General features: G+C 68.3%; 15 protein-coding genes. 11 read left to right on the top strand and 4 right to left on the bottom strand.

Going from position 1 to position 18,082, the window contains the following annotated elements; genetic code table 11:
* Window positions 1-114 precede the first annotated feature (114 nt).
* Together otsB and kstR are read right to left on the bottom strand one after the other, a co-directional pair.
* Window positions 115-2,694, bottom strand: coding sequence for a trehalose-phosphatase (gene otsB / locus IU452_RS30045; protein ID WP_195112563.1), 2,580 nt, complete (start codon window positions 2,692-2,694; stop codon window positions 115-117).
* A gap of 183 nt (window positions 2,695-2,877) precedes the next feature.
* A complete protein-coding gene (kstR, locus tag IU452_RS30040; RefSeq protein WP_195112562.1) occupies window positions 2,878-3,537 on the bottom strand; it encodes a cholesterol catabolism transcriptional regulator KstR in 660 nt (219 codons plus the stop codon).
* 141 nt (window positions 3,538-3,678) lie between these two features.
* On the opposite strand from kstR, the gene IU452_RS30035 reads away from it, so the two are divergent.
* The 11 genes from IU452_RS30035 to IU452_RS29985 all read left to right on the top strand — a co-directional run bounded on the left by IU452_RS30035 (window position 3,679) and on the right by IU452_RS29985 (window position 15,130).
* A complete protein-coding gene (locus IU452_RS30035; protein WP_195112561.1) occupies window positions 3,679-5,832 on the top strand; it encodes an acyl-CoA dehydrogenase family protein in 2,154 nt (717 codons plus the stop codon).
* A gap of 28 nt (window positions 5,833-5,860) precedes the next feature.
* On the top strand, window positions 5,861-6,925 hold the full coding sequence (locus tag IU452_RS30030) for an acyl-CoA dehydrogenase family protein (protein ID WP_195112560.1): 1,065 nt from the start codon (window positions 5,861-5,863) through the stop codon (window positions 6,923-6,925).
* Window positions 6,910-8,151 carry an acyl-CoA dehydrogenase family protein gene (locus IU452_RS30025; RefSeq protein WP_195112559.1) on the top strand — a complete coding sequence of 414 codons (1,242 nt, stop codon included), beginning with the start codon at window positions 6,910-6,912 and terminating at the stop codon, window positions 8,149-8,151. The genes IU452_RS30030 and IU452_RS30025 overlap by 16 nt, the downstream gene beginning before the upstream one ends.
* A 21-nt stretch (window positions 8,152-8,172) precedes the next feature.
* Window positions 8,173-9,105, top strand: coding sequence for a bifunctional MaoC family dehydratase N-terminal/OB-fold nucleic acid binding domain-containing protein (locus IU452_RS30020; protein ID WP_195112609.1), 933 nt, complete (start codon window positions 8,173-8,175; stop codon window positions 9,103-9,105).
* A complete protein-coding gene (locus tag IU452_RS30015; protein ID WP_195112558.1) occupies window positions 9,102-9,518 on the top strand; it encodes a MaoC family dehydratase in 417 nt (138 codons plus the stop codon). Before IU452_RS30020 ends, IU452_RS30015 begins: the two co-directional genes overlap by 4 nt.
* Complete coding sequence (locus tag IU452_RS30010; protein ID WP_195112557.1) at window positions 9,515-10,690, top strand: lipid-transfer protein; 1,176 nt, start codon at window positions 9,515-9,517, stop codon at window positions 10,688-10,690. The genes IU452_RS30015 and IU452_RS30010 overlap by 4 nt, the downstream gene beginning before the upstream one ends.
* A 308-nt stretch (window positions 10,691-10,998) precedes the next feature.
* Window positions 10,999-11,934 (top strand): DUF4129 domain-containing protein, encoded by a 936-nt coding sequence (locus IU452_RS30005; RefSeq protein ID WP_324192895.1) that lies wholly within the window; start codon window positions 10,999-11,001, stop codon window positions 11,932-11,934.
* Window positions 11,931-12,434 carry a hypothetical protein gene (locus IU452_RS30000; protein WP_195112555.1) on the top strand — a complete coding sequence of 168 codons (504 nt, stop codon included), beginning with the start codon at window positions 11,931-11,933 and terminating at the stop codon, window positions 12,432-12,434. The genes IU452_RS30005 and IU452_RS30000 overlap by 4 nt, the downstream gene beginning before the upstream one ends.
* 25 nt (window positions 12,435-12,459) lie before the next feature.
* Window positions 12,460-13,422: an AAA family ATPase gene (locus IU452_RS29995; protein ID WP_195112554.1), complete on the top strand. Its 963-nt coding sequence runs from the start codon at window positions 12,460-12,462 to the stop codon at window positions 13,420-13,422.
* On the top strand, window positions 13,419-14,693 hold the full coding sequence (locus tag IU452_RS29990; protein WP_195112553.1) for a DUF58 domain-containing protein: 1,275 nt from the start codon (window positions 13,419-13,421) through the stop codon (window positions 14,691-14,693). Before IU452_RS29995 ends, IU452_RS29990 begins: the two co-directional genes overlap by 4 nt.
* Complete coding sequence (locus IU452_RS29985; protein ID WP_195112552.1) at window positions 14,690-15,130, top strand: hypothetical protein; 441 nt, start codon at window positions 14,690-14,692, stop codon at window positions 15,128-15,130. The genes IU452_RS29990 and IU452_RS29985 overlap by 4 nt, the downstream gene beginning before the upstream one ends.
* A 256-nt stretch (window positions 15,131-15,386) precedes the next feature.
* On the opposite strand, the gene IU452_RS29980 is transcribed toward IU452_RS29985, so the two are convergent.
* The gene (locus tag IU452_RS29980) at window positions 15,387-16,250 is read right to left on the bottom strand and encodes a MaoC/PaaZ C-terminal domain-containing protein (protein ID WP_195112551.1); all 864 of its coding nucleotides are present in this window, start codon (window positions 16,248-16,250) and stop codon (window positions 15,387-15,389) included.
* A gap of 10 nt (window positions 16,251-16,260) precedes the next feature.
* Window positions 16,261-17,961, bottom strand: a complete 1,701-nt coding sequence (gene kstD, locus IU452_RS29975; protein ID WP_195112550.1) for a 3-oxosteroid 1-dehydrogenase — start codon at window positions 17,959-17,961, stop codon at window positions 16,261-16,263.
* Between the last annotated feature and the right edge of the window lie 121 nt (window positions 17,962-18,082).

Below are 18,082 nucleotides of genomic sequence, written 5' to 3'. Positions count from 1 at the left end.
CCGGCCCGAGCGCGGTGCCTTGGGGTGCGGTCCTATATCGGGATGCCGAGATGGCCGGAGGGCGCCCGCGGCTCGGAAGGGGTTGCCGGATCCGAGCGCGGGCTGGGGCCTGGGTCAGGAGTTCTGGGCCAGGGCGGGGACGGGCTGGCTCAGCAGTTGGGCGCAGCGCAGGAGGCCGAGGTGGCTGTAGGCCTGGGGGTGGTTGCCCAGGGAACGCTCGGCTACGGGGTCGTACTCCTCGCTCAGTAGGCCGGTCGGGCCCGCCACGTCCACCAGCTGGGCGAACAGGGCCTCGGCGTCCGAGCGCTTGCCGATCAGCAGATAGGCCTCCACCAGCCAGGCGGCACACAGGTGGAAACCGCCCTCGCCGCCGGGCAGGCCGTCGTCGTGGTGGTAGCGATACACCGTCGACCCGCTGCGCAGCTCCGCCTCGGTGGCCACGACGGTGGCCGCGAACCGCGGATCGGACGGGTCGATCAGCCCGCTCAGCCCGATGTGCAGGGTCGCCGCATCCAGATCGGTGCCGTCGTAGGCGGCGGTGTAGGACTGCACCTCGTCGTTCCAGCCCTTGGCCTTGACCTCCTCGGCGATGGTCTCGCGCAGCTCCGCCCAGGCCGGGTCGACCATGCGGTGGAACTTCTCGGCCAGCTTCAGGGCGCGATCGACGGTCAGCCAGCCCATCACCTTCGAATACACGTGATGGCGCGGATTGCCGCGGATTTCCCAGATGCCGTGGTCGGGTTCGCGCCAGCGCCGCTGCACCGCGGACACCATGGCGTGCACCAGCTCCCAGTCCTCGTCCGGCAGCGCCTTGGCGGGATTGGTGATGCCCTTGTGCTCCCGCGCATCGGCCAGGGCGGCGATGAGGTCCACGATCGGCCCGAACACGTCCAGCTGCACCTGCATATTCGCCGCGTTGCCGACGCGCACCGGCCGCGAACCGGCATAGCCGGGCAGCTGGTCGAGTACGGCCTCGGGCGGCAGCGTCTCGCCGTAGAGGGTGTAGAGCGGATGCAGGCGCTCCGGACCGGCCAGCGTCTCCAGCACCCGATGCACCCAGGCCAGGAACTCCTCGGCCTCGTTCAACGAGCCCAGGGCCACCAGCGCATGCGCGGTCAGCGAGGCGTCGCGCAGCCAGCAGTACCGGTAGTCCCAGTTGCGCACGCCGCCGATGTCCTCGGGCAGCGAGGTGGTGGCCGCGGCCAGGATCGACCCCGAGGGCTGATGCACGAGACCGCGCAGCGTCAGCGCGGAGCGCTTCATCAGATCCGGCTTCAGCGGCGGCAGCTCCAGCTGCTCGGCCCAGTCGCGCCAGTACCGCTCGGCCTCGCGCCGCCGCTCCAGCTCACCGGCCATGGCCGGGGCCAGGTCCGAGGTGCCGCAGCGCATTTCGAGCACGACCGGTCCGCGCGAGGGATCGATCACCGCGCGGGCGGTCTGGTGGATGCCCTCCTCGACGATCTCCCACTGCACGCCCGGCGAGCGCAAGACGATCGGATCGTTGGTGCCGTGCACCCGCAGACCCGCCGGCTCGCGTTGCAGAGTCACCGGCACCTGACCGAACTCCGGCCGCGGCGCGAAGGTCACCACGGCCCGCGCGTCACCGGTGATCACGCGGGTCAGGTCGGTGCGCTCGGGCGCCACGTCGTGCGGCAGATAGTCGACCACCTGCAGACTGGCCCACCGGGTTTCGACGGTCATGGTGCCGTCGACATAGCGCTGCGACAGCGGCAGCCCGGGCCGTTCCGGCGCGACGGTGAAGTGCCCGGCCTCCGGGCCGCCCAGCAGGTGCGCGAACACCGCCGCGGAATCCGGTTCGGGATGGCAGAACCAGGTGACCGTGCCGTCGGGGGTCACCAGGGCCTTGGATCGGGGGCTGGCCAGCATGGTCAGCCGTTCGATTCGGGGGGCGGAGGCACCGGCCAGCCAGGTGCGCCGCTCTTCGAGCAGGAACGCCAGGGCCTTGGCCACCTCCTCGGTGCTGGCCACGCGGTATTTGGCGAGGCTCTCGCCGTCGCCCACCTTGATGCCGACGTCGGGACCCGACAGCCGCGCGAAGGCCTTCTCGTCGGTGACGTCGTCACCGAAGAAGACCGCGGCCGAGGCGCCCTCCTGATGCCGGATGATGTCCAGTGCGTCGCCCTTGTCGGTCTGGATGACCGCCAGTTCGATAACGGCTTTGCCCTCGGTGACCTGCACGCCCACCCAGCTGGCCGGACCCTGCCGGGCCTGCTGCAGCGCGCGCCGGCCGACCTCGGGGGAGGCGTTGCGCACGTGCAGGGCGACACTGGCGGGTTTGGTCTCGACCGCGGCGCCGGGATTGTTCTCGGCGATGCGGGTGAGGGCGTTCTGTACTTCCTGCAGTAGCTGTTTGGCGTCGTTGTCGATGGCGTGCACGAAGCCGACGTCGAATTCCGAACCGTGGCTTCCGATCAGTTGCACCTCGACCGGGAGCCGGGACAGCGCCGCGAGGTCACGTAAAGCCCGGCCGGAGATGACGGCCGCCGTGGTGGCGGTGAGGCCGGCGAGCGCACGCAGCGCGCTCACCGATTCCCGATGGGGATAGGCCTTCGCCGGATCGGACACGATGGGCGCGATAGTCCCGTCGTAGTCCGATGCGACCAGTAGCCGTGGCATGCGGGCTACGGCCGACAAGGCACGGCGAAGTTCCTGTGGCAGATCCTGTGCGCTCACGCATCCAACCTAGTGATCGGAGGAGAAATGTCAGGGCGCGAGAAACTCTACTGGGTGGGGTTTGCTCGCTTGTTCGCGCAGTGATACGAGACGTTTACAGACGCCTCGCCGTGCGCATCCCCGATTGTGCGGTCTCCTGCCGTACGTTAGCTGGTTTGCCACGCGGAACAACGGGCAAACTTCTTACGTTTTGTCGCCCAGCAGCAGGTCGACGGTCAGTTCCAGTCGCTCTGTGACGTCCGTCGCGGAGGCCCGCCGGGTCAGCCACGCCACCAGGTTGGACATCCACACGTCACTGATCACCCGCGCGATGGCCAGGTCGCGATCGCTGGGCTCGCCGTCCTCGATGGCGCGGGCGAAGAACCGGTCCATCACCCGGCCGACCCGGTCCACCTCGGCGGCGGCCGAGGCGTCGGCGAACATGAACGCCCGGGTCATGGCCTCGGTGAGCAGCGGGTCGCGCTGCATGGCCCGGGTGACGTAGTTGAGCAGCAGATGCATGCGCTCGCGCGGAGTCTGCCCCGACAGCGGTTTGCGCTTGCTCTCGAACTGTTCGAACTCCCGCGCCAGCGCCGAGACCAGCAGGTGCACCTTGGAGGGGAAATACCGGTAGAGGGTGCCGACGGCGACATCGGCGCGCTCGGCGACCGCGCGCATCTGCACGGCGTCGTAGCCGCCCTTGGATGCCAGGGCCAGGGTGGCATCGAGGATGCGCTTGCGCCGCTCCCGCTGTGCGGCCGAACTCAGCTCGTCCTCGCTGAGCGTGGTCACCGGGGTGGCGCGAGGGCGGTTACCGTTCGGCGCACCCGAGTCGGCTGCCTGCTCTCGGGAGGGACTGGCCATCGGTGAAAGTCCTTTCCTGCAAACGTAGCTCGCGGGGTCGTGCGTCGGTGTTCGTCGCGGACGGTCTCTTGACTTCCGCCCGGCTGGAATATTAGAACATGTTCTAAGTGTGTGAGTCACGCCGGAAAGGCGGTACGCAGTGTGACCATTGCCACCACTGACGAGCATAAAGCCGTCCAGGAGTCGATGCGCGGGTGGTCCGCGTCGGTACGCCCGATTGCAACAATGCGCAGTGGCATCCCCGACTACTGGCGCGAGTTCTGGCCGAGCCTGGTGGATCTGGGCATTTTCCGCGTCGCGGTGCCCGAGGCCGCCGGGGGCGCCGACGGAACCGTCGGCGACCTGGCCGTCTTGATCGAGCAGGCGGCACACGATCTGGTGGGTGGTCCGGTGCTGGCGACCGCGCTCGCCGGCCTCGTTACCGGCGGTGCACTCGACGAGAATACCCCGTGCGGGATCGCGCTGGGTGACCCGGTTGCCCTGTCTCGCAATGAAACCGGCGAACTGGAGCTGACCGGCGCCTGGGGGACGGTGATCGGTGCTGCGGAGGGGACGGCCGTCTTGCTGCCCGGCCGGGACCGCTGGTGCTTGGTACGCCCCGGCACCGACGGAGTGCGCATAACCCCGTTACCGCCCTTGGACGCGAGCACCCCGCTCGCCCGCGTCGAATGCTCCGGGGTGCGAGTGCCCGCCGCGGACACCTTCGAGCCCCCTTGGGCGGTCACCGATGTGGCGGCCGCGCTCGTCGCCGCCGAGGCCGCCGGGATCGCGGGCTGGTGCCTCGAGACCGCCGCCGAGTACGCCAAGGTGCGGGAGCAGTTCGGCCGCAAGATCGGTGAATTCCAGGCGGTCAAGCACATCTGCGCGTGGATGCTGTGCCGGGCCGAGTTGATCCGGGCGGTGGCCGCCGACGCCGCCGCGGCCGTGGACACCCGCACCGAGGAGTTGCCGCTGGCCGCCGCCATCGCGCTGGCGATCGCGCTCGATGCGGCGGTGGAGACGGCCAAGGACTGCATCCAAGTGCTCGGCGGCATCGGATTCACCTGGGAGCACGACGCGCACCTGTATCTGCGCCGCGCGGTCGCCCTGCGGCAGTTGCTCGGCGGATCGGCCGTGTGGCGGGCGCGGGTCACCGAACTCGTGCGGCAGGGCCGCCGGCGCACGGTCGGCGTGGATCTCGGCTTCGACGGTGACGAGCTGAACGCCGAGGCGTGGGAGGCCGTGGGGCTCGACGCCGCCGGGGCCGCCGAATTGGCCGCGGAGCTGGCGCGCATCGCCGCCCTCCCGCCCGAACAGCAGCGGAATGCCCTCGCCGACACCGGGTTACTGGCACCGCACTGGCCGCCTCCGTACGGACGCGGCGCGGGCCCGATCCTGCGCACCCTGATCGACGAGCAGGTACGCCGCGCCGGAATCACCGTGCCCGATATCCAGATCGGCAACTGGGCGGTGCCGACGCTGCTGCAGTACGGCACCCCCGAACAGATCGAACGCTTCGTGAGCCCCACGCTGCGGGGCGAGGTTATCTGGTGCCAGCTGTTCAGCGAACCCGACGCCGGGTCGGATCTGGCGGCCTTGCGTACCACGGCAACCCGTGTGGACGGCGGTTGGCGGCTGCGCGGCCAAAAGGTGTGGACGTCACTGACGAATGTGGCCAATTGGGCGATATGTCTGGCTCGCACGGATGTCTCGGTCCCCAAACACCGCGGCATCAGTTATTTCCTCGTGGATATGTCGAGTCCGGGTATCGAGGTGCGCCCGCTGGTGCAGATCACCGGCGAGGCACGCTTTTCCGAGGTGTTCCTCGACGACGTATTCGTCCCCGACGACTGTCTGGTCGGTGAACTGGGCGCAGGATGGAAAATCGCGCGATCCACATTGTCCTCGGAACGGGTCGCCATGGGCGGCGGCGGAATCGGCGACGAACTCGAGATGTTGATCGCCACCGCGCCGACCGCAGGTCCGGGCGCGGAACTGATCGCGGATCGGCTGGGCGTTTTGGTGTCCGATGCCGTCGCCGGGCTGTTGCTGGAAACCCGTGCCGCCCAGCGCATGTTGGCGGGTGTGGATCCCGGACCGCAAAGTAGTGTGCGCAAACTGGTCGGTGTGCGCCATCGGCAGGCGGTCGCCGAATTCGCTGTCGAACTCGCTGGTGTGGCGGGCGCGCAGGAATCGGATGTGGTGAAAGAATTCCTGCTAACGCGCTGTTTGTCGATTGCAGGGGGTACCGAGCAGATCCTTTTGACCGTGGCCGGTGAACGGATTCTCGGACTCCCGCGCGAATCGCACAGCTGAAGTCCACACCTCACACGGGAGCACTGAATTGGATTTCGACAGGGACGAGAGCCAGGATGCGGTCGCCGAGGTTGTCGTAAGTTTGCTGGAGCGCGACAGCGCGCGTGATATGTCGCTGTGGCCCGCACTCGTCGACAGCGGATTGCTGTCGGTCGCACTACCGGAGCGATTCGGCGGTGACGAGATGGGCCTGCTCGAGGTTTCGACCATGCTGACCGAGCTGGCCACCGACGCCGCGCAGGTGCCGGCGCTGGCGACGCTGGGCTTCGGCGTGCTGCCGCTGCTCGGCGGTGTGCCGGACGCGCTGGCGGAGCGGATCTTTCCGGCCGTCGCCAAGGGCGCGATCCTCACCGCGGCATTGAACGAGCCGGGCGCGCCGTTCGCGGTGAAGCCGGAGACGGTCGCCGTCGCCGACGGCGCCACGGTGCGGATCACCGGACACAAGGTGGCCGTCCCGTATGCCGGGCAGGCGCAGTGGATGCTGGTGCCGACCGATGCCGGGATCGCCGTCGTCGACACCGCCGCGCCGGGAGTGACGCTGCTGGAGAGTCCGGCCTCGACCGGAGCACCGGAGTTCTCCGTGCATTTCGACGCCGCCGAGATCCCGGCCGAACAGCTGTTGCCGGACGGCATCGCCGCGCTGCACCGCCTGGCGCTGGCCTCGATCGGTTCGGTCGCCGACGGGCTGGTGAAGGGGGCGCTGACGCTGACCGCCGAACATGTGCGGACCCGGCATCAGTTCGGCCGGCCGCTGGCCGAATTCCAGGCGGTGGCGCAGCAGATCGCCGATATCTACGTCGTCTCGCGCACCCTGCACGCGGCCGCGGTGTCGGCGAATTGGACCCTGGCCCAGGAGGACTCGAGCCCGGAACACCAGGATCGGATCGATGACGACCTGGACGTGCTGGCCTACTGCGTCAGCTCCGAACTGCCCGCGGCCCTGCAGAAATGTCATCACCTGCACGGCGGTATCGGGGTCGATGTGACCCATCCGCTGCATCGCTACTACTCACAGGCCAAGGACATCGCCCGCTGGCTCGGCGGCGCGTCGTTCCGGCTGGATCGTTTGGGAGCCCGATGTTCATCGACCTGACGCCCGAGCAGCGCCGACTGCGCGACGACTTACGTTCGTATTTCGCCGATCTCGTCACTCCCGAGGAGGAGGCCGAGATGGCGGTCAATCGGCACGGCGACGCCTACCGCGCGGTGGTGCGGCGCATGGGCCGCGACGGCTGGCTCGGCGTGGGCTGGCCGAAGGAATACGGGGGGCAGGGTTTCGGGCCGGTCGAACAGCAGATCTTCTACAACGAGGCCGCGCGCGCGGACGTACCGCTGCCGTTGGTGACGCTGATGACGGTCGGCCCGACCCTGCAGCAGTTCGGCACCGAGGAGCAGAAGCAGAAGTTCCTGCCCGCCATCCTGTCCGGCGACGTGCACTTCTCGATCGGCTACTCCGAACCCGAGGCCGGGACAGACCTGGCATCGCTGCGGACCAGCGCGGTGCGCGATGCCAACGGCGACTGGATCGTCAACGGGCAGAAGATCTTCACCACCGGCGCGCACGAGGCCGACTACGTCTGGCTGGCCTGCCGCACCGGTTCGGCCGAATCGCGCCACCGCGGCATCACGATCCTGATCGTGGATACGAAGGATCCGGGTTATTCCTGGACGCCGATCATCACCTGCGACGGCGCACACCACACCAACGCAACATATTTCGACAACGTACGTGTCCCCGCGGACATGCTCGTCGGCGAGGAGAACGGCGGCTGGAAACTCATCACCACCCAGCTCAACCACGAGCGGATCAGCCTCGGTCCGTCGGGCAAGATCGAGCAGCTCTACGACCGGGTGCGGGAATGGGCCCTGCGGCAAGGGGTGCTGGGTGAAATCGACGTGCGACGGTCACTGGGTCGCATGCACGCCATGGTCCGGCTCAACGAGTTACTGAACTGGCAGGTGGCCGCCAATGCCGACAAGGCCACCGGTGGGAGCGACGGGCCCGGAGGCGGCAGCTTGCGTAACCACGGAGGGACCCGCGGACGCCGCATCGACACTGCGAACCCAGCCGGTGTCATCGCCGATGCCTCGGCGACCAAGGTCTTTTCGACCGAGGCGCTGCAAGAGGCGGGCCGTTTGGCGGAGGAGATCGTCGGCCGTCACGGCGATCCCGCCGATCCGGCCACCGCCGAGCTGGCGACCTGGCTGGACCGGCGGACCAAACAGAACCTGGTGGTCACCTTCGGCGGCGGCGTCAACGAGATCATGCGCGAATTGATCGCCACCGCCGGGCTGAAGTTGCCGCGCGTACCGAGATAGGAGTTTCCCGTGCCGGAAACCATGACAGCGGACCAGATCATCGCCGCCGGTGAGCAGATCAAGGCGGCCGGGGAGTGCGCCCCGCGCCTGGCCCGCGATCCGGTGAACCAGCCGATGATCAACAACTGGGTCGAGGCACTCGGCGACACCAATCCGATCTACGTGGACGAGCAGGCCGCCCGCGCGGCCGGACATCCGGGCATCGTGGCGCCGCCCGCGATGGCGCAGGTCTGGACGATGCCCGGGCTGGGCGGGTCGCGGCCGTCGGACGATCCGATGAACGCCGTCAACGACCTGCTCGACGCCGCCGGATACACCTCGGTGGTGGCCACCAACTGCGAGCAGACCTACCACCGGTACCTGCGGGTCGGGGAGCGGGTGCAGGCCCGGACACGGTTGCAGGATCTGGTGGGGCCCAAGCGCACCGCGTTGGGCGAGGGCTGGTTCGCCACGTACATCCTGACCTGGTACGCCGACGACGAACCGGTCACCGAAATGAGCTTCCGCATGCTGAAGTTCGCACCGGGGACGGGGAAACCGGCCGCGCCGCAAGAAGATCTGAGCAAGCGGGTGCGGCCCATCGTCTCCAAGGACACCGAATTCTTCTGGGAGGGAGCCGAGCTCGGCGAGCTGCGCATTCAGCGTCTGCCCGACGGCACGCTGCGGCATCCGCCCGTGCCCGCGCTGTGGCAGGACAAGTCCGAGGCGCCCGACTATGTGGTCGCCTCCGGGAGGGGCACGGTGTTCAGTTACGTGGTGCATCACGCGCCCAAGGTGCCCGGGCGGCAACTGCCGTTCGTGGTGGCGCTGGTCGAACTCGAGGAGGGCGTGCGCATGCTCGGCGAGCTGCGCGGCGTCGAACCCGACCGGGTCCGCATCGATATGCCGGTCGAGGTGGCCTTCGAGAAGCTCGACGACGACAACACACTGCCGTACTGGAAGGTGATCCGATGACCGCCACAGTGGAACCGGCCGCCGTCGAGGTCGGAACGGCGCTGCCGGAGCTGACCATTCACGCCGACCCCACCTTCGTGATCAGCACTGCGTTGGCCACCAGGGACTTTCAGGATGTGCACCACGATCGTGACAAGGCAGTGGAGCGGGGCTCGAAGGACATCTTCGTCAATATCCTCACCGATATGGGCCTGGTACAGCGGTTCGTCACGGACTGGGCCGGGCCCCGCGCCGTGGTGAAATCCAATGCGCTGCGATTGGGTGTGCCGCTGTATGCCGGGGACACGCTGACGCTGACCGGCACGGTGACCGCCATCGAAGGTGGCGATATTCATATCGAGGTGGTCGGGCGCGACAGCCTCGGCGACCACATTCAGGCGAAAGTCGTCATCGCACTGCAGGAGAAGGCGTGAGTACCTCAATCAGCGGTCGGGCCGCGATCGTCGGCATCGGTGCCACCGACTTCTCCAAGGATTCCGGGCGCAGCGAATTGCGGCTGGCCGCCGAGGCGGTCACGGCCGCGCTCGACGACGCGGGGCTGAAACCCGCCGATGTGGACGGTCTGACGACCTTCACGATGGACACCAACACCCAGGCCGCGGTGGCGCGGGCGCTGGATATCCCGAATCTGACGTTCTTCAGCAATATTCCTTTCGGTGGCGGTGCGGCGTGCGCGACGGTGCAGCAGGCCGCCATGGCGGTGGCGACCGGTATTGCGGACGTGGTGGTCGCCTACCGGGCCTTCAACGAACGCTCCGGACACCGCTTCGGCCAGTTCTCCACTCAATTGGCCGCCGCGCCGACCTCCTCGGGTGTGGATGCGGCATGGTCGTATCCGCAGGGCCTGGGGACGCCCGCGGCGCAGGTGGCCATGGTGGCGCGCAGATACATGCATGTGTACGGCGCCACCAGTGCCGACTTCGGCCGGGTCGCGGTGGCCGATCGCAAACATGCCGCGGTCAATCCCGCCGCCCACTTCTACGGCAAGCCGATCACCCTCGAGGAGCACCAGAATTCCCGCTGGATCGCCGAGCCCCTGCACCTGCTGGACTGCTGCCAGGAAACCGACGGCGGTGTCGCCCTGGTGATCACCAGTGTCGAGCGGGCCCGCGATCTTTCGCAGCGCCCGGCCGTGATCGCCGCCGCGGCACAGGGTTCCGGCTCCGACCCATACGTCATGACCAGTTACTACCGCGACGCCATGACCGGCCTGCCGGAAATGGGCCTGGTCGGCGAACAGCTCTGGGCCCAAAGCGGTCTGCGCCCGGACGATATGCAGGCGGCCATCCTCTACGACCACTTCACCCCCTTCGTCCTGATGCAGCTGGAGGAACTGGGCTTCTGCGGCCGCGGCGACGCCAAGGATTTCATCGCCGACGGCGCCATCGAACTGGGCGGCCGCCTGCCCCTGAACACCCACGGCGGCCAGCTCGGCGAGGCCTACATCCACGGCATGAACGGCATCGCCGAGGGCGTCCGCCAAATCCGCGGAACGTCGGTCAACCAGGTTCAGGGCCTGCAGAACATCGTGGTCACCGCCGGGACCGGCGTCCCCACGTCCGGCTTGGTACTGAGCGCGAACTGACGCTCCCGCACTCGCCGGATTCCCTCGTTGCGGATTTCGGCGAACTGTGAGAAATCGTACAAACGCGACTCGGATTGCGCGCCAATGCCTTTGCATTAATGCGAAATAGAGGCGTATCTCTTTGTGGACCGGCCGGGATGCGGGCCGGTGCCGTTGTGGATTTTCACAGCCGATTGCCGGATCGACGATCCGCCAGGGGGATACACCCGATTTGTGATGTCCTGGTGTTTCGATTTCCCTCCTGACGGACCGTTCGGCATGTAACGATGTGGCTGTTTGTGCAGTACCGATGTTCTTGGGAGAGGCCGGTGGGCCGGGTGGGCACGGCGATACCGCGCGCGGTCGGACTGATCGCGCTGCTGATGTTCGCCGTGCTCGCCTTGCGCGGCTTCATCCCGGGAATCGGTGGGCCGCACGCGGTCTCGCCGCCGTCTGCGGTCACCGTCGCGCTGATGCCGGTGCTGTCGCTGGTGTCGGTGGTGATTCTGCTCGCCGGGGTGCTCACGAGCCAGCACCGGCTGCCGCTGGCCATGCCCGAGCGCGACCGGGACCGGCGGCGCCAACCCTGGCGGCTACGCCGGGCGGGCCTGATCGTGCTCGTCGTTCTGGCGATCATCGCCCTCTTCGCGGCGCTCACCTGGTCCGTATATCTCGTGACGGGAGGAGGATCCACCGCACCGGAAGCCCCGGCGGCGCGTCCGACCCCGACGACGACGCTGCAATCCCCGCCGCCGACGCCCCACCCGTTCTCCGGCACGCCGGAGCTGAGCGGGCGCACGTTCTGGTTCGTCGGCGTCACCGCCGCGGCCTTGATCGCCACCGCGATCGCCGGTCTCATCGTGGTCGCGCTCGGCACCCGGACCCGCACGGTGCCCGAGCCAGACCTCCCCGCCCCGTCCGCCGCGGAACCCGCGGTCTCGCTGGCACAGGTGGCCGAGATGGGCCTGGCTGCCATGATCGCGCCCGGCCAGGATGCGCGCGAGGCGATCATCGCCTGCTATGTCGCCATGGAACGCGGCCTGGCGCAGGCCCGCGAGGTGGCGCCGCTGGTGTCCGACACCCCCTCCGAGGTGCTGGCCCGCGCATTCGATCGCGGTGCGCTGCACGATGCCTCGGCCCGGGAACTGGTCGCGCTGTTCGAGGAGGCGCGTTTCAGCCCGCACGCCATGCTCGAGTGGCAGCGCATGCGGGCCGAGCAACTGCTGCGGATCGTGCTGAACGACCTGCAGGGAGAACAGCAATGATCCGATCTGTCATCGTCTGCGGTGCGATCGCCCTGGTCGTACTCGTCGAACTGCTCGCCCTGAGCAGCCAGCGCGCGGCGCTGCCGGTGCTGGTCGGCGTGCCGGTGCTGGGTGCGCTGGGGCTGCTGGTGTGGTCGCTGGTCGAGCGGTCGCGCGCCGAACCGCCGAACGACCCGGCCGACAACGAGATCGATAACGGCCCGGCGGAGATGTTGCGGCGCTGGCAGGCTCGCGCCGAGATGCTCGCCGAGCGGGCCGACGGTTCGCGCGCCGACTGGGACCGGTATCTGCGACCGCTGCTGGCCAAGGAGTTCGAACTGTCCAGCGGACACCGGATCACGAAGAACCGGCGCGCCACCGAATCGGCCGGGCTGATGCTGTTCGGCCCGGAACTGTGGCGCTGGGTGGACCCGGCCGATTCGGCGCTGCGCGACCACAACACGCGCGCACCCGGGCGCGCGGCGTTGGACGAGATCCTGCGCCGACTCCAGTCGATGTGAAAAGGTTGATACGAGTGTGACGAATATGACGACACCGATGGACGCAACCATCAAACGCACCGACGCGGTGCTGCGGGAGATCTCCCGCGTCGTGGTCGGCAAGCGCGACGAACTGCAACTGATCATGGTCACGGTGCTGGCCGGTGGCCACGTCCTGATCGAGGACCTGCCCGGTCTGGGGAAGACGCTGATCGCCCGATCCTTCGCCGCCGCATTGGGTTTGCAGTTCACCCGGGTCCAGTTCACTCCGGATCTGCTGCCCGCGGACCTGATCGGCTCGACCATCTACGACATGAATTCGGGCCGCTTCAATTTCCGCCGCGGCCCGGTGTTCACCAATATGCTGCTGGCCGACGAGATCAACCGCACCCCGCCGAAGACGCAGGCGGCGCTGCTGGAGGCCATGGCCGAGGGACAGGTCAGCATCGATGGCGAAACCTTCCCGCTGCCACAGCCGTTCATCGTGCTGGCCACCGACAACCCCATCGAGTACGAGGGCACCTACCCGCTGCCCGAGGCGCAGCTGGATCGGTTCGCCGTACAGCTGCGGCTGGGCTATCTGTCCGAGCAGGACGAGACCCGGATGATTCGCCGCCGCCTGGAGCGGGGCGCGGTGACCCCGCAGATCGGCCAGGTGGTGGACGCACAGGGCCTGCTGGAGATGCGCCAAGCCGTCGAATTCGTCACCGTGCACCCGGATGTCGTGACCTACGTGGTGGCGCTGGCCGCCGCGACCCGTGGTCATCCGCAGGTCGAGGTCGGCGCCAGCCCGCGGGCCGAGCTGGATTTGGTGCAGATGTCCCGCGCCCGCGCGCTGCTCATGGGCCGCGACTACGTGATCCCCGAAGACGTGAAGGCCCTGGCGATTCCGGCCATGGCCCACCGCATCACGCTGCGCCCGGAGATGTGGGTGCGCCGCATCCGCGGCGAGGACGTGATCGCCGAACTGCTGCGTCGGCTGCCGGTTCCGCGCGCCACCGTCACATGAGGCATCGGGATATCGCATCGGTGGCCGAGGCCGAACTGCGGTGGCGGCCGGCGCCCCTGGTGTTCATGCTGGCGGGCGTGGCGGCACCGGCGCTCACGCTGGCCGTCATGCTGGAGCGCTGGCAACTCGTGGTGTTTGCCGCGCCCATGCTGGGCGTGCTCGCCGCCGCATCGATACAGATGTCGCGCACCAGGATTCAGGTCGACGGCGCGGGGGTGGTGCGCTGCTTCGAATCCGAGGAAGTGGTGCTGAATGTCGCGGCCTTCGTCGAGGAGGGGCATGCGCTGCTGCGTTGCAAGCCGGAGCAGGCGCACGGGCTCGAGGCGCGGGTGGAGGAATCGGTGGATTCCGGTGCGGCACCGGCGGGTCTGCGGCTGGTGATGTCGACGGGGCGCTGGGGGCGCTATCCGATCCGCGTGCGGGTCACGGCGCTGAGTCCGGCCGGTTTGGCGGTGGCGTCGGTATCCCTGCCCGCCGGTGAGGTGTACGTGTATCCGGTCACCGATCCGCAGCGGATGCGGTTGCCGCGCACCGAACTTCCCGAACGCATCGGCACCCATCTGACTCGCCGTCACGGTCCGGGCGTCGAATACGCCGATATCCGCGCCTACGCGCCGGGCGATCAGCTGCGCACCGTGAACTGGCCGGTGAGCGCGCGCCGCGGCCGGCTCTACGTCACCGAGCGGCTGACCAACCGGGCCGCCGATGTGGTTGTGCTGGTGGACACCTCGCTGCAGGCGCCGGGACCGGCGTCGGACTCGCTGGAGCTGTCGGTGCGCGGTGCGGCACAGGTGGCACAGTCGGCGCTGCAGGCCGGGGATCGCACCGCGGTCGTCTGTCTGGGCCGCGCGCCGCGCTGGCTGCGGCCCGATATCGGCCGGCGGCAGTTCTATCGCATCGTCGACACCGTGCTCGATGTGGGTGATGAACACATTCCCACCTCCGGCACCCTGGCCCCGCACGCGGCGGTGCCGCTGGGCGCGATCGTCGTGGCGTTCTCCACCCTGCTGGACACCCAGTTCGCGCTGGCGCTGATCGATCTGCGCAAGCGCGGGCACGTGGTGGTGGTCGTGGATGTCCTGCGCGGCACGCCTTTTCGCGAGGATCTCGAACCCACCCTGGCGCGCATGTGGCAGCTGGAACGGACCGCGATGTACCGGGACATGGGAACGGTCGGCGTCGATATCGTGGCGTGGCCGGAGGGGACGCGGCTGGACCAGATCATGCGGTTGCTCCCGCAGCATCGCCGGCTCGTGCGGGTGAAGCGATGACCAGATTCCTCGCCGTCCTGTCCGGGCTGCTGCTGACGGTGGCGGTGGCTGTCGTCCTGCCGTGGGCCGCGATCCCCACCTTCGTCCTGGTGGTCGCGGGCTGGCGGTTGCGCATCTGCGCGGTGGGCGCCGCGCTGACCGCACTGGCGGCCATTGCCTGGGATGACACCGGCGCACTGGCGGCGGCCGCCGCGGGCGTGGTGGCCACGACCTACCTGCTCAACACCGCCACCGTGCAGGCTCCCCGCGGCGTCGTGCCGACCACCCTGCCCTCGGTGACGGGTGCGCTGGCCTTCGCCGCTGCCGCCGTGGTAGCGACGCTGGTTCCCGTCCAGTTGGCATGGGTGCCGCTGGCCGCCCCGATCCTGGTGGTCCTGCTGTACGCGCTCGTCGTCCAGGGCCTGACCCCCGCTCGCACGCCCGACGACACCCTGTAATACTACTATCGGTAGTATCTATGGCATGTGGATTATCCCGGTCGTAGCCGTCGTCTGTTCCCTAGCCATCGCCGTCCTGTTCTCGACGGGCTTCCCGGAGCACTGAAATATTCCGGCATGCCGCCCTGGGCCCCGGCCTGCCGACCACTCGTTCCCCGGCACGCCGACCACTCGTTCCCCGGCACGCTTTTGGCCGGGGTGGTGGACCGCCGCCCCGGCGGGTACTCTCCGGCGCCGGGGCGACGGGGCTGGGCGGTCAGGAGGAGAAGGTCAGTGTCACGTCGCCGAGTACCGGGGCGTCCTCCCGTTCCACCACGGTGGCGACGATGGTGAGTTCGCTTCCTTCCAACCACATGCGCGAGCGAATTGTTTCCCCTGGGTAGAGAACACCCGCAAAACGCGCCGCGAAACCTGTGACCCGACTCGAATTCGAGCCCAGCACGGTGTCGACGGCCGTCTTGCAGACCACCCCGTAGGTGCACAGCCCGTGCAGGATCGGGTTGGGAAAACCCGCGGCACGGGCGAATTCGGGATCCGAATGCAGCGGATTGCGGTCACCGCACAGTCGATACAGCAGCGCCTGCTGCGGCAGCGTCGGCGTGATCACGTCGAAATCCGGTGCCCGGTCCGGCAGTTCGTTCCTGGTGCTGGGACCTCGCTCGCCGCCGAAACCGCCCTCGCCCTTGGCGAAGATGGATGAGCGCGCCGTCCACAGCGGCTCCCCGTCCGAGCCGGTGGCCGTGGTCTCCTGCACGATCACCGCGGCCGAGCCCTTGTCCCAGATCTCGCTGATGCGGCCGCTGCTCGACGCCTTCCCGGCGGCCGGAATCGGCCGGTGCACCACGACCTCCTGGCGGGCGTGCACCACCTTCGCCAGATCGATCTCCACCCCCGGAAAACTCACCCGCGGCGGCTCGGTCGCCCGCAGCGTCGGCGCCACGGTCGCAAACGTCGGCAGTACCTGCGGATCCCGGTCGTCGAGATAGCGCAGCTCGTCCGGATCGGTCGAGCGCGCACCCGCGCCCAGGCCGAGGTGGTACAGCTGCACGTCCGAGGGTGTCCACGCGAACTCCAGGCCCGGAAGCGCTGCTCCCAGGGCGACTTTCGGGTCGATCGGCATCAGTGTCCTCCTACTTGCTCGCCTCGCTGGTCACCGGCCGCTGCGCCCGGGCGACGATATCCAGCACCGCCAGATAGCCGAACGTGATCGCGGGACCGATGGTCGCGCCGGGACCGGCGTAGGTGTGGCCCATGACCGGCGCGGAGGTGTTCCCGGCCGCGTACAGGCCGTCGATGACCGTGCCGTCCTCGCGCAGCACCCGTCCCGCGGTATCGGTGACCAGGCCGCCCTTGGTACCCAGATCGCCGGGGAACATCTTGGCGGCGTAATAGGGGCCCTGCACCAGCGCGGCCAGGCACGGATTCGGCTTGACGGTCGGGTCGCCGTAGTAGCGGTCATAGGCGCTGTCACCGCGGCCGAAGTCTTCGTCGACACCGGTCTCGGCGAACTTGTTGAACCGCTGCACGGTGTCGGCCAGATTCTGTTCCGGCACACCGATGCGCAGGGCCAGCTCGGCCAGCGTCGGGGCCTGCACGATGTTGTCGTTCTCCATCCAGCGCTTCGGAATGCGCTGTCCCGGCTGCAATCCGGCGTAGATGTAGCGATTGCGGTAGCGCTGATCGAATACCAGCCAGGCCGGTACGTGTTCGCCCGGGCCATCGCCCTGTCCGTATTCACCGCCGTACATCCTGTGCACCGCCTCGACATAGGGGAGCGATTCGTTGAAGAACCGCTCGCCCTGCATATCGACGATCAGGCTGCCGGGCAGATTGCGCTCTGCCAGGCAGAACCACGGCCGCCCATCGCCCTTGAGCACGGTCGGACCCCACCAGGCGTCCTCCATGAAATCCACGGCCGCGCCGAGTTCCATACCCGCGCGGATCGCGTCGCCGGTATTGGCCTTCGCGCCGGTGGTCCACTCCGTGCCGATCGGTTCGCGCTGATACTTGTGCCGCATATCGGCGTTGTGGTCGAAACCGCCCGCACCCAGCACCACCCCGTAGCGGGCGCGGAAGTTCACTGTCTCGCCCTCGTGCGTGGCCTCGACGCCGGCGACTCGACCGTCCTCGACGAGCAGCCCGGTCATCGGCGTATTCAGCAGCAGCGGGACGGCCGCGTCCAGCAGGCCCTTGCGCATCGGCGCGATGACCGCCTGCCCCATGCCCACCAGATGTTTGCGGGTGAACTTGGCCCAATAGGTGCGTGCTCCGATCCGCAGTGCGCGCATCACGCCCTTCGGATGTCGACGGATGAGGCTGACGCGGACGAAATCGGCCTGGGTGGTCACGACGTTCAAGGGAGCCTTCGCATACGGCGGCTCGAGGTTGAACCGCTCCTCGCCGAGAACCATGGCGTCGAACGGTTTCGGCTCGCAGGACCGGCCCTGGGGCTGGCCACCGGGAGCCTCCGGGTAATAGTCCGGATAGCCCGGCACCCACTGCAACTTCAGCGGGGTGTGATCGAGAACGAAGCCGAGGGCTTCCGCGCCGCGATCGATGTAGGTATCGATCCGCTCCTTGGGCACGACGTCACCGATGATGTTGTACAGGTAGGTCCGCGCCTCTTCGCGATCGTCGGGCCGACCCGAGGCGAGCAGCGCCTTGTTGCCCGGGATCCACACACCACCGCCGCTGCGGGCGGTCGACCCGCCGTAGTGCGCGGCCTTCTCGATGACGACCGCGCGCAGGCCGTGGTGCGCGGCGGTGAGGGCGGCGGTCATCCCGGCGGCGCCACTGCCGACCACCACCACATCGTATTCCCGATCAGTCATGTAGAACACGTTATAGAATCGGTCCAGCTTCGGTCTATATTGATCTGGCAGATGGGACTCCTGGAACGAGAACATGCAGGAAAACTCGTTTCAGTTTCTGTCTCAACCGCCAACCGGGCCC

The sequence above is a fragment of the Nocardia transvalensis genome, assembly GCF_015477765.1.
Taxonomy (GTDB): Bacteria; Actinomycetota; Actinomycetes; order Mycobacteriales; family Mycobacteriaceae; genus Nocardia; species Nocardia transvalensis_A.
This window is presented reverse-complemented; position numbering and strand designations above follow the sequence as displayed.